The sequence below is a fragment of the Aporhodopirellula rubra genome (assembly GCF_014192335.1).
Classification (GTDB): domain Bacteria; phylum Planctomycetota; class Planctomycetia; order Pirellulales; family Pirellulaceae; genus Rhodopirellula; species Rhodopirellula rubra.
On record NZ_JACHXU010000034.1, the window covers coordinates 1 to 12,009 of the forward strand.

13 protein-coding genes and 1 pseudogene are annotated in these 12,009 nt (G+C 55.7%); 6 read left to right on the forward strand and 8 right to left on the reverse strand.

What is annotated here, in order from left to right; translation table 11 throughout:
- Positions 1-258: pseudogene (locus FHS27_RS28395) on the forward strand (IS630 family transposase); the annotation flags it as partial.
- 222 nt (positions 259-480) lie between these two features.
- On the opposite strand, the gene FHS27_RS28400 reads toward FHS27_RS28395, so the two are convergent.
- From FHS27_RS28400 to FHS27_RS28425, 7 genes are all read right to left on the reverse strand, one after another.
- The gene (locus FHS27_RS28400; RefSeq protein ID WP_184309427.1) at positions 481-1,020 is read right to left on the reverse strand and encodes a GspH/FimT family pseudopilin; all 540 of its coding nucleotides are present in this window, start codon (positions 1,018-1,020) and stop codon (positions 481-483) included.
- 163 nt (positions 1,021-1,183) lie between these two features.
- Positions 1,184-1,720: a 3-hydroxyacyl-ACP dehydratase FabZ family protein gene (locus tag FHS27_RS28405; RefSeq protein ID WP_184309429.1), complete on the reverse strand. Its 537-nt coding sequence runs from the start codon at positions 1,718-1,720 to the stop codon at positions 1,184-1,186.
- A gap of 6 nt (positions 1,721-1,726) precedes the next feature.
- Positions 1,727-1,825, reverse strand: coding sequence for a 50S ribosomal protein bL37 (locus FHS27_RS31745; RefSeq protein WP_372894368.1), 99 nt, complete (start codon positions 1,823-1,825; stop codon positions 1,727-1,729).
- Between the two features lie 65 nt (positions 1,826-1,890).
- The gene (gene infA, locus FHS27_RS28410; RefSeq protein WP_008681989.1) at positions 1,891-2,112 is read right to left on the reverse strand and encodes a translation initiation factor IF-1; all 222 of its coding nucleotides are present in this window, start codon (positions 2,110-2,112) and stop codon (positions 1,891-1,893) included.
- A gap of 13 nt (positions 2,113-2,125) precedes the next feature.
- The gene (gene rpsI / locus FHS27_RS28415; RefSeq protein ID WP_184309431.1) at positions 2,126-2,539 is read right to left on the reverse strand and encodes a 30S ribosomal protein S9; all 414 of its coding nucleotides are present in this window, start codon (positions 2,537-2,539) and stop codon (positions 2,126-2,128) included.
- Positions 2,536-2,991: a 50S ribosomal protein L13 gene (rplM, locus tag FHS27_RS28420; protein ID WP_009094580.1), complete on the reverse strand. Its 456-nt coding sequence runs from the start codon at positions 2,989-2,991 to the stop codon at positions 2,536-2,538. The genes rpsI and rplM overlap by 4 nt, the downstream gene beginning before the upstream one ends.
- A 135-nt stretch (positions 2,992-3,126) precedes the next feature.
- Complete coding sequence (locus FHS27_RS28425; RefSeq protein WP_184309433.1) at positions 3,127-4,524, reverse strand: Gfo/Idh/MocA family protein; 1,398 nt, start codon at positions 4,522-4,524, stop codon at positions 3,127-3,129.
- A gap of 272 nt (positions 4,525-4,796) precedes the next feature.
- Here FHS27_RS28425 and FHS27_RS28430 point away from each other — a divergent pair, with 272 nt between their 5' ends.
- From FHS27_RS28430 to FHS27_RS28450, 5 genes are all read left to right on the forward strand, one after another.
- Positions 4,797-6,062 (forward strand): radical SAM protein, encoded by a 1,266-nt coding sequence (locus FHS27_RS28430; RefSeq protein WP_184309494.1) that lies wholly within the window; start codon positions 4,797-4,799, stop codon positions 6,060-6,062.
- Positions 6,063-6,587: 525 nt separating this feature from the next.
- Positions 6,588-7,601 (forward strand): PP2C family protein-serine/threonine phosphatase, encoded by a 1,014-nt coding sequence (locus FHS27_RS28435; RefSeq protein WP_184309435.1) that lies wholly within the window; start codon positions 6,588-6,590, stop codon positions 7,599-7,601.
- Positions 7,602-7,741: 140 nt separating this feature from the next.
- A complete protein-coding gene (locus tag FHS27_RS28440; RefSeq protein ID WP_184309437.1) occupies positions 7,742-9,046 on the forward strand; it encodes a cytochrome-c peroxidase in 1,305 nt (434 codons plus the stop codon).
- Positions 9,047-9,069: 23 nt separating this feature from the next.
- Positions 9,070-10,101, forward strand: a complete 1,032-nt coding sequence (gene dusB / locus FHS27_RS28445) for a tRNA dihydrouridine synthase DusB (protein WP_044251394.1) — start codon at positions 9,070-9,072, stop codon at positions 10,099-10,101.
- Between the two features lie 51 nt (positions 10,102-10,152).
- A complete protein-coding gene (locus FHS27_RS28450) occupies positions 10,153-11,226 on the forward strand; it encodes a fatty acid desaturase family protein (RefSeq protein ID WP_184309439.1) in 1,074 nt (357 codons plus the stop codon).
- A gap of 10 nt (positions 11,227-11,236) precedes the next feature.
- On the opposite strand, the gene FHS27_RS28455 is transcribed toward FHS27_RS28450, so the two are convergent.
- On the reverse strand, positions 11,237-11,941 hold the full coding sequence (locus FHS27_RS28455; protein WP_009094588.1) for an ABC transporter ATP-binding protein: 705 nt from the start codon (positions 11,939-11,941) through the stop codon (positions 11,237-11,239).
- Positions 11,942-12,009: the final 68 nt, after the last annotated feature.

Below are 12,009 nucleotides of genomic sequence, written 5' to 3' on the forward strand. Positions count from 1 at the left end.
GCCTACGTGAAGCGAATCGAGTTTGTGTTCACTCCAAAGCATGGTAGTTGGCTGAATGTTGCCGAATGTGAACTCAGCGCGATGACGCGACAGTGTCTTTCAGGGCGTCGGATCGGAGAGCTACACGAACTTCAGGAGGAAATCGCCGCCTGGTCCGACTCCATCAACGACAAGCAACGGGGCGTCGACTGGCAATTGCAGATCGGCGAAGCAAGAACCAAACTCGCGCGGCTCTACCCCCAAATTAAGACTGGATGATGCACTAGGATGTTTCTCGTTTGCTGTAGCTCCCGTTGCAAGAAAGTGGGCCGTGTTCTGGCTGTCCTTTGCCTTTGAATCGCTCTGGTCCTGTCGCTGCTAATGAGGGGGGGCGTTCGAATCGAGTGGGATTGGTAGGGATTCGGTCGGCAGCAGTGCCGCGTGCTTTGGGGTGTGGGTTCTGGCGGTCAGTGAGTGTCTCGCTCGCTTTGACCGTTCTTCTCATTCGACCAGGCTCATTCCAGGGCGTATGTGAAGTTTGGTTTGATAACCATCTAATTGGACCGTGATTGTTGCGACGGATCGAGCCGCACCCTCGTGATCTTTCATTCGGATTGATCCACTGGCGTCGAACAGGATCCCGGTTTCGTCTCGGAAGTTCCCGCTTAGCATGACGTCGTTGCTGAATGCGTTCGCTAGGCGGTCGTGGTGCTCCAGTTCGTCAGTCGACGCTGTGGGCGTGTTGTGTGCGTCAGCGGGTAGGTCAGGGCTGCGGTAGGTGCGTCTGTTCCAATCGAAGACTACTGACACGTCATGGCCGCGGTTCATGGCGGTTCGTCGGGCGAGTTCGAGATCGCTTTGCAGGGCCTTTGCGAGCGAGCGAACACGGCCCTTTCGAATCATTCCGATCATCGAAGGTGCTCCGGCGAGTATGCAGGTGCCGAATGTTGCTGCGATAAGCAGTTTGGGTCGAAGTGTTCGGGTGTGTCGCGTTGGCGATGTTTTGTCGCTGCGTCGGAATGTGCCGATAAGGAGGGTCATGAGGCGAACGAAGCAAGGAAGTGGCCGGAGAAGGTGCTCAAACCTAGCTCATGATTGGGCCGTGCGATGTCGCGTTGTGGCGACCGGGCTGCTCTCTAGCTGCTAGAGTTTCTCGGCGGATTCGCAGCTTGTTCGCGCCGTCAGCTCGCGCGAATGGCCAGAGTTATTTCGTGCTCGCGGCGTTTGAACCGCCTGCGAGTTGTCCAGTGACGGCTTCGATCGGAATTGGGATTCCGCGTAGACAGCCTTCTAGGACGAGGTTTTCGCCGACGACGCCTTGGAAACTGGCGACGATCATTCGGCCACGGCGTGTTTTGTCGAGGCGAACCATCAGGATCAGGCGATCGCCTGGGACTACGACCCCGCGAAAGCGGACTTCGTCAACGCCTCCGAAACCCACCATGGCGGCGCCGAGCAGGTCGTGTTTTTGGGTGTAGTAGCTCGAGAGCTGCGCGACGGCTTCGAGCATCATTACACCGGGCATGAGAGGCATGCCGGGCATATGGCCGCGAACCCAGAACTCTTTGTCTGTGATTTGTTTGTACGCGGCGCAGGAGTGCGACTCGAGATCCTCGTGGAGGATCGCGGTCAATTGCTCCATTTCATGCCGTTGCGGATTGAACTTTCGAATGTCTTCGATGTCCGCAATCGGTTTATCAAAGTCGAGGAGGCTCGGCTGGATGATGAATTCGCTTTTCACGGCAGATCAGGTCTTGATCTTCTTTCGTTTTGCTTTGCGGGCTTTGGCGCTAGCGGGGCGTCGCCCGTGGTTCGCCTTCTTGAGTTTGTGGTGTGGTTTAGCCACGAGAGATTACCTGAGGTGAGAGTGATTTCTTGAGGGGGCGACTTCGCAGGTCGAGAGCGAGGTGTCTAGCGTTCCCGGTAAACGATTCGACCTTTGGTCAAGTCGTAGGGAGACAGTTCGACGCGGACTTTGTCGCCAGGGACAATCCGAATGAAGTGTTTACGCATGCGACCGGCGACGTGTGCGAGCACGTCATTGCCGGTTTCGAGTTGAACGCGAAATCGGGTATTGGCGAGCGCCTGCGTGACGGTCCCCTCGACTTCGAACGCTTCTTCTTTCTTGCTCAAGACTAAGGCCTGGTTATCGTTTACTGAACTGGACGCCGCGACGGGCACCACGAAGACCAGGTTTTTTCCGTTCCTTCATGCGGGAGTCCCGCGTCAGGAAGCTGCCTTCTCGCATTGGATCGTGCAGGGCTTCGTCGTGTGAGCACAATGCTCGAGCCAAGCCCATGCGAACTGCACCGCTTTGCCCGGTCATGCCACCGCCGGAAACGCGGACGGTCATGTCGACTTTGTCAGCCAAACCGGCTGCTTCCAAAGTCTCGACGATCGCACGTTGATCCTGGTCGTTTACAAAATACTCGTTCAATGGCTTGCCATTGATGATGATGTTTCCGCTGCCTGCTCGGATTCGTACCCGAGCGACACTGCTTTTCCGACGGCCTGTTCCCAGAGCATCGCCGGTGATTTTGTCTTTCTTTACTGCGATCATGCCGTGACTTTCTTGCTCGTACGGGCCAATTCGACTGGTTGCTGTGCGGTATGTGGGTGGTCAGGACCGGCGTAGATCTTCAGCTTGCCGAGCATATGGCGGGCCAATTTGTTCTTAGGCAGCATGCGGCGAACGGCGTGCAGCAGAAGATCTTCGGGTTTACGGTCTTGACGGTCCTGGTAGCTTTCGAGCCGCAGTCCGGGATATCCGGTGTACCAGGTGTAGTGACGATCCTGCATTTTGTTGCCGGTCATCGCAATTTTATCAACGTTGGTCACGATGACGAAATCACCGCAATCGACGTGAGGTGTGTATTCGGGGCGATGTTTGCCCATCAAAACGACGGCGATGTCGCTGGCCAATCGGCCCAGCACTTCGTCGCTAGCATCGACGATATGCCATTGCTTTTCGACTTCGCCGGGTTTGGCCATGTAGGTTCGCTGAACAGCCACGGTGGGAACTTTTCTCGGGGGAGGCATCAAAAAATTGAATCGCAGAGCGTACTCGACACACCCCGTGCAAGGCAAGGGCTTCCGAGTAACCGAAATAAGGTTTTTTCGGAAGCCCCGCTTGATCTTTGCAGGCAATTAGCCCATTTCGATGGCGTAGCCGTCGCGATACGGTCGCGCGAGCATCGAGTTGGCTTCTTCGTCGCCAACGATTTGCTCGGACGAATCGTCCCACTTCAGGTCACGGCCGACGCGAGCGCAGATGCCAGCGAGGTGGCAAACGTTGAGCATCTGCATGTGCGAATGCACGTCCGAAATCGGCTCGAGCCCTTCGCGTGAGCAATGCAGGAAGTTGGCCCAGTGCTGAGTGCGCTCGTTATGCTCCATCGGAAGGCCTTTGTACACCTTCGAAATGGCGTCTTCGGGCAACGGGTTGTCTTTCAGGTCGTCGACCGGTTTTCCGACCAATTTACCGCGGTTAACGAAGATTCTGCCTTTGTCGCCTTCGAGCAAAACGCCGTTGTCGGTGTCATGCCGAATGATCATTTCGGTGTCGCCAGGGTACATCACGCTGAAGTTGAACGCGGTCGCAGTATTGTATCGGTCGTTTTGCTGCGGAACTCCATCCTTGAATTCAACCGGGTGGGTGGCGCTGCCGCTGATCGAGAGCGGTCCTTCGGTTTGTCCGTTGAGCTTCAGGGCCCAATTGCAGATGTCGACGTGGTGGGCACCCCAGTCAGTCAGTTTGCCGCCGGAATACTCGTACCACCAACGGAATTCGTAGTGGCAGTTGGTGTTTGCCCGGCCTCTGCCGGACTTGAGATAACGATAGTCGACGTGAGGGGCCGGGCCGAGCCAGCGGTCCCAGTTGAGGTTCGTGGGGACTTCGGCAACCGGGATTTCAGGGCTGGTTGGAGCGCCACCGATGGCCGCTTGGACGCGGTGGAGTTTGCCCAGTCGTCCTTCGTTCACGATTGCCATGGCTTTCGCGAAGAGGTTGAAGGTACTGCGTTGTTGGGTGCCGACCTGGACGATTCGCCCGGTCTCTTTTTGAACCTTGCGGATCAGTTTGCCTTCGTCAATCGTCAACGTGAGTGGTTTTTCGCAGTACACGTCTTTCCCGGCGAGCATTGCTTCGATCAGCGGTTTGGTGTGCCAGTGATCAGGTGTGGCGATGTGCAGGACGTCGATGTCGTCACGGTCGAGAATGGCTCGGTAATCGGTGTAGACGTCGGCTTTGCCGTCACTGAATTTCTTGTTGAATCCGTTGGCACGACCTGAATCGACGTCGGCAACGGCGACGACGTCCACCCATCGTTTCGCTGAATTAATGTTTCCTGTCGCCATCCCGCCCGCACCGATCACACCGATGCTCATTCGGTCATTCTTGCTGGTGGTCTCGTCGGCGAGCGTTCGGGGGTTCCAAGCAAAATACGGTGTTGCCATCGCGGCACCGGCGGCTTGCAGCAATCGACGACGGCCGATTGATAGTCGACTCGCGTTTCGCGAATCAGGATTCTGTGTGGGCTTTGACATGTTGTTTCGCTCTTTTTTTAAGTACGGGCGAGAGGTGAGGGGCGGGATCGGGGTGTTATTGTAAAGAGACCCGTGGAGACATAGTAGCCATTTCGGCAGACCCGTGGCGTTTCCCGAGACGATTCGAAAGTGTTTTGGGCGGACGCGAAACTATTTGACTCATTGAATAAAGTCATCCGAATTGAGGGCGGATTCTGCTAGGATAGCGTTCCCGTCGTCTTCACCCAGTGCGTTATCACGCGAAGGAAATATTCACGCTTATGTATCTCCGTATGGCTCGGCGGTTCGCCCTAGAAACGGACAAGCGATTGCTCGCCAAAGCCGTTTGGATGCTCGGCGTCAAAGGACTTCGGAGCGTCCACCGTCACAAACGACGGCTCAAAAAAGGCGAGTTTTTCCCGCCATTCCTGTACATGTCGGTCATCAACAGTTGCAACTTGCGTTGCCAGGGTTGTTGGGTCGATGTTGCTGCCAAGCAGCACAAGATTGAACTCGACGCGGCGACTCGGACGATCGAGCAAGCCAAAGAGATGGGCAATAGTTTCTTCGGAATTCTCGGCGGTGAGCCGTTCATGCATAAGGATCTGTTGACGCTTTTTGAAAGGCACCGCGACGTGTACTTTCAAGTGTTCACCAACGGCCATTTCATCACCGATGAGGTCGCAAAACGACTGCGTGACTGCGGCAATGTGACGCCCTTAATTAGCGTCGAAGGCAGTGAAATTATTAGCGACACTCGGCGAGGTCGTGGCGGTGTGCTGAATCAAACGATGGCCGGGATCGAAGCAGCGGTGCGGAACAAGTTGCTGGTCGGCGTTTGTACCAGTGTTTGCAAATCCAATATCGATGACTTGGTCAACGAGAAATGGGTCGATCGCCTGATCGAAATGGGAGTCATGTATTGCTGGTTCCATATTTATCGACCGGTCGGTCCCGAACCGAACCCGCAATTGGCGCTCTCGAGTGAAGAGCAACGCCGCGTTCGGCAGTTCGTTGTTGACACGCGGGCGACGAAACCGATCGTTGTCATCGACGCCTACCACGATGACGCCGGGAACGCACTTTGCCCGGCAGTGACCGGGTTCACGCACCATGTCGGTCCGTGGGGCGATATTGAGCCATGTCCGGTGATCCAATTGGCGACGGAGTCGATTCATGACGACCGTCCGCTGAAAGACACGTTCAACAACTCTGCGTTCTTAAAAGATTTCCGTGAGTTGACCGCGGGGCAAACACGCGGTTGTGTCATCATGGAACGTCCCGATCTGCTCGTTGAGTTGGCCGAAAAACACGGCGCCCGAGACACGACCGTTCGTGGTGGTGTGATCGATGAATTGAAAAACGTTTCACCGCGACGAAGCCAATATCAGCCCGGTGATGAGATTCCCGAACGCAGTTTTGTTTATCGTTGGGCTAAGAAGTACGCGTTCAACGATTTTGGAACCTACGCCAAGCATTTCGACGCGAATCGTTATCAGGATCCAGATACCAAAGCGGTGGCTCCCGAATTGGTCCAAATCGGCGAAACGAACCGTTGACGCCGCCGTGAACCGCCGATGTGTGAGTCATCGTATGGACTTCGAGTGGATCGTATTGATCGCGGTTAGGAGGTTCGATCTGGCCGAGTGTTATCGCCAGATGCCGTGAGTGGCAACGGAGTTGGTTGCCGTCACGTGTTCTCATGCCGCGGCCGAGTGCGGCCGGCGTCCTTTGAGGTGGTTTGGTCGGTACTGTTCGCGGCGGGTTTTGCAGAGGGCAGTTTCCTCGGCAGATCTCTGGAGGTGTTCCGAGCCGGAGGTGTTCCGAGCGGTGTCCAATCTTGTTCTCGCTTTTTTATTAGCCGATGTGACGCTTGAGTGGGATGCAAGTAGCGATTTCGGCAACCTCATCTGATTTTGCTCTCATTCGCTTTGCGACCTATCGAATTTGATTCGCGATGGGAGATTGGTACAACTTTGATCGCATTTTTAGGCAGAAAGAAGCTTGATTCCACCTGAACCCGCTCGATTGGATGGAGTACACTTAGGCGACTTGCATGCCCCCTCCGTAGAGAGGATAGACCAATGAGCGTACCCTCTCCCGAGTCGTGCTCGAAAAACGCCTGTGGACTTACCGATATCGGCCGTCGTCGTACGGAGAACCAGGATCAGTTTCTGATCGCTGAGTTGCGGAAGTCGATGTTGGTACATTCAACCAGTCTTCCGGTCGATGACGACGTTCCGTTGTTTGGCAGTGCACGCGGGCAATTGTTGATCGTGGCCGATGGGATGGGTGGGCACGCGGCCGGGCGACGGGCCAGTTGCGTGGCGATGGATCATTTGATTACCGAGCTGCTTAATCGGATGCACTGGTTTTTGCATCTGGAGCGGGATCATGAGGATGATTTCATCGATTCGTTGAAGGACTTGCTTCGCCAGGCTCACGCGAGAATTCTCTCGGAAGCTGAGGGCGATGATACTCAACGAGGCATGGGAACGACGTTGACGTTGGCTTACATCGTTTGGCCACGGATGTACGTTGTTCATGCGGGGGACAGCCGTTGTTATTTGATTCGCGACGGGCACTGTGAGCAAATCACCACGGACCACACGCTCGCACGGCAATTGGTCGAATCAGGGGGCCTGTTGCCCGAGGAAGAGGAGCAGAGTCGGTGGAGCAACGTGTTGTGGAATGTGCTCGGTGGCAGTGGCGAACAGGAGTTGATCGCCGAGGTCAGACGCACCGATTTGGTGGAAGGCGATATGGTGTTGTTGTGCAGCGATGGTTTGAGCCGGTATTTATCGACGGAAACTTTGGCGGGTGTCGTTTCAGAGGGATGTAGTGACCACCGGGGGATCTGCCATCGCCTCGTGGGGTTGGCGAACGCGGCGGGCGGCGAGGACAACATCACGGTGATCGTCTGCAGTCCCGAACCGCCTAAGAACGGTAAGCATGCGATGAGTTTTCGCCCACGCGACGGATCGGGTTTGAAGGTTCAACGATTCGACGACGACGATGAGTCGGATCTGTCGCAACTGCTCTCCGAAGACGGAATGATGCCGGAGGATTTCGCGGACGAGGATACTCTGCCCGGGTAGCGATTCTCTGTGTTCACAGGTCGGTTCTCGTTTCAGCACGTGCCAATTCGGTGCCATTGGTTTAGAATGGGAGCTCGCGAATCTCCGTTGAGGAGACTCGTCCTGCCTCGTAGTTCCCGCCCTATTTCGAACCAGAACCCGTGATGAAGACTCGCTTGAATTTTGATTGCTCCGTCCCCTCCGTTTTCAGATCTCGTTGGGTTGTCCTGTTCAGCTCACTCGTGCTCGGTGCTTCGTCAGCGGTGGTTGCCGTGGCGGCCGAGTCGAGTCAGGGTGGACCGGCCACCGCGACGGTCAGTTTGGGTGATCCCTCGTTGACGGCGGGAATTCCAGGTGACGGACCGCTCACACTCGAGCAAGCAAAAAGATGGCTCGCCCAGCCTGCAAATCACGCGATCCTGGATGTGCGATTGCCACGTGGCCTCGACGCGGCGACGGGAAATATCTACGTCCCCGAAGATAACCCGATGACGCGGGCCAAGATCGAACTCGGGCGTCAGCTCTATTTCGACACGCGGTTGTCGTCGGACAACACGATCTCCTGTGCATCGTGTCACGTGCCCGAGCAAGGTTGGGGCGCGAACACGCAGTTCGGGGTCGGCGTCGATGGTCAAACCGGAAACCGGAATTCACCGGTGTCGTTCAACCGCATTTTAAGCCGGCATCAATTCCACGACGGCCGCGCTGCAACGCTCGAGGAACAAGCGGTCGGCCCGATCGCGAATCCGATCGAAATGGGGAACACCCATGAGGTTTGTGTGCAAACGCTTTCGTCGATTCCTGTCTATCAACTCGAGTTCGATCATGTTTTCGAAGACGGATTGACGATCGAAAACGTCGGTCGCGCCATCGCAACGTTTGAACGGTCTGTCGTTACCGGTCCTGCACCGTACGACTACTACGCTCCGTTGGCGACGTTCGAGCGAACGTTCGCTGATGATCTGGAGTATCTCGATGAGGAACCGGAACTCGCCGAACAGTATGCGAAGCTCAAGGAGGATGCTGCGAAGAATCCGATGAGTGAGTCGGCGATTCGAGGGATGGAGCTGACGTTCGGAAAAGCGAACTGCACCGCCTGTCATGCCGGAGCAAATTTCACCGACGAACAATTTCATAACCTCGGCGTCGGTATGGAGAGTGAAGATCCTGACCTTGGACGTTTTGTGGTCACCAACGAGGAAAAAGACCGTGGTGCCTTTAAGACACCAACAATGCGGAACGTAGCCGACTCGGGGCCGTACATGCATGACGGCAGTCAGAAGACGCTCGAGGAGGTTGTGGAATGGTACGACAAGGGAGGTCACCCAAACCCTTGGTTAAGCGATAAGATGAAAGTGCTCAAGCTGACCGAGGGTGAAAAAGCCGACTTGGTCGCGTTCATGGTCGAAGGTTTGACGAGCGACTTCCCGGTGATCGAAACCGGGCGTTTGCCGGCCGATCAATAGCCGTTTAATTCTTGAAAGATCCGATGCCTTCTACTGTTATCGCCCCACTGAAAATTGGCGACCTGATCATCGACCCGCCTATCTTGCAGGCGCCGATGGCCGGGTTCACCAACGCTGCGTTTCGCCAAATCGTGCGTGAGTTCGGTGGTGCCGGGCTGCTCGCAACCGAGATGGTGAACGCTCGGGGGTTCGTATGGATGGATGAAAACGAAGCGGAGCATCCGGATCGGTTGTGGGGCGTCGGTGATGAACCGCGACCTCTTGCGGTTCAGATTTGGGACAATGACCCGGAGACGATGGCGAAAGTAGGTAAACGCCTTGTCGAAGAGTATCGGGTCAGTGTGGTCGATATCAATTTTGGCTGTCCGGTACGGCAGGTCACCGAGAAGGCTCACAGCGGGAGTTACCTGTTGCGTGAACCGCAACGGATGCATGCCATCATTTCCAGGCTGGTACGTGCGTGTTCGCCGACGCCGGTAACGGCAAAGATCCGACTGGGCTGCCATCCGAACAACGTCAATTGCAACGAGATCGCCAAGGTGGTCGAGGAGGCCGGCGCCGCCGCATTGACCGTTCACGGACGCACCGCTGCGGACATGTTTCGCGGTAACGCGGATTGGGACCGGATCAGCGAGATCAAGGCTCACTTGAAGAACATCCCGTTGATCGGAAACGGTGACCTCGACAGTGCTGAAAAGGTGGTGGCGGCGTTTGAACAATACAATGTCGACGCCGTGATGATCGCCCGAGCCTGTTTGGGACGGCCATGGTTGTTCGCCCAGGCTGCGGCGGCCCTCCGCGGTGAACCCGTTCCGCCGGAGCCGACTTTGGAAGAACAGCGCGACGTGATGTTGCATCACTATCGCCTCGTGGTGGATCGATTTGGCGAGGAAAAAGCAACGATTCTCATGCGAAAATACGCATGTTGTTATGCCCAGGGCAAACGGGGGGCTCGGCATTTTCGTACTCACGTCGCCAAGGTTTCGACGGCGGCAGAATTTCATGCCGTCGTGGAAGAGCATTTTCCTGTCAGCACGGTAGAATCGACGGAGTAGACTGTTCGTGACCAACGTTTACGACCTTTCAGACTAGCCGAAGCCTATCCGATGAGAACCGTCGATCAGATTCTGCAGGAGGCTGCATCTCAAAACAATCCGACGGACGCGGAACCGAAACGCCAGCTGGACCGTTTTTCACGAAAGCGTCATGTCGAGTTGGTCCGATCACTTTCCCAGGTCAGTGGAGTTCGTTCGACCCTTTACATCGGATTGCAGTGGGCAATCATGATCGGGACGATGATCATCGCGGCTCGAGTTAACCATTGGGCGGTCTACCTCGGTGCGATGGTGGTGCTGGCGAGCCGTATGCAGGCGTTTGGCGTTTTGATGCATGACGGTGCCCACTATTTGCTTTACAAAAACCGGTTGGTAAACGACGTGGTTTCGGATTTGTTTGTTGCCTTCCCGATCGGGATGAGCACGACTCTGTACCGGAAAACTCACTTCCGTCATCACCGATACACGAACACCGAGGAAGACCAGGATCTCGCGGCGCAGGAAGAAGAACACGAGTGGTTCGAATGGCCCAAGACCCGTTTGGGTTTGTTCTGGACCCTGTTTCGCAGCGTGTTCGGAATGAATTTTTTGCGTGGTTGGATTTTGTATAAACACTGGGCACCGTGGAATAACTTTCGTTCGCCCGATTTTCCGCCACGCTGTCGCGTGCTCTACGTGCTCTCGACGGTATGCGTCTATGGTTTCTTTGCGATCGCACTGAAGGTCGATGCCCGGACAACATTGATCCTGATCGGCGTTTACATGTTCGCCGGTATGACGTTGTTGAATTTGATTAACCGCATTCGGGCAACCGCCGAGCACCTCGGCACGCGAGGTGACCACGAATTAAACGACACGCGAACGGTCCTGCCGAACCTAATTGAGCGGATGTTGATCGCTCCGTACGGGGTGAACTACCACCTCGAGCACCATCTATTTCCGTCCGTTCCGGGGTACCAACTCAGTAAATTGCATCGTGAACTGATGCAGGATGATGAGTTTCGAGAGCGGGCTCACATTACCAAAGGTTACACCGGCGTGATCCAGGAATTGATGCAATCACAACGGGAAGCGAACGAAGCTGATGCAGAAAAGGCCGACACAGAAAAGGTCGCGGCGAACTAACGGTCGATCGCTACGAAGTCTGCAACGTTTTGTTTCTCTCGTCGGATTCGATTCGACCGTCGCGAACACGTAAAACGCGTTGGGCTGCCAAGGCGACCTCTTCGCTGTGCGTGACGGTGACGAGAGTCATCTTGCGGTCGTCGTGCAGTTCGTTGAACAGATCCAAAATACCCGCGGCAGTGACCGTATCGAGGTTCCCTGTCGGTTCGTCCGCTAACAGCAGACGTGGATCATTGGCCAAGGAACGGGCGATCGCGATTCGTTGCCGCTGACCGACGGACAGTTGTTTGGGCAAGTGTTTGGCGCGATCGTTCATTCCGACCGCGTTGATTAATTCGCGAGCCTTTTCGATTCGCTGTGCCCCGGTCATTCCGCGTCCGAACATCGGCACCTGAACATTTTCCAACGCCGTGAGTGTTGGCAGCAGGTAGAACGATTGAAAGATAAAACCGATCGAGCGTGATCGCAGTTCGTCGAGATCGGTGGATGAATCAACGACCTTTCCCTCAAAGATCACTTTTCCCGAGGTCGGGCGATCGAGCGTTCCGAGAATGCTCAGGAGCGTGGATTTGCCACTGCCACTCGGCCCCATGATCGCGACGTATTCGCCGGAGTGGATTTCAAAGCTGACGTGATCGAGGGCGTGTACGTTCCCGTCGGGATAGTCTTTGCAAACGTCGTCGACGGCCAGCAAAACAGATTCATCGTGATTCATGGTTCATCCTGGTGGGCTCGCGGTCTGCCAATAACGCCCCTCATCGTACAGCAATCCGTTGTGGGATT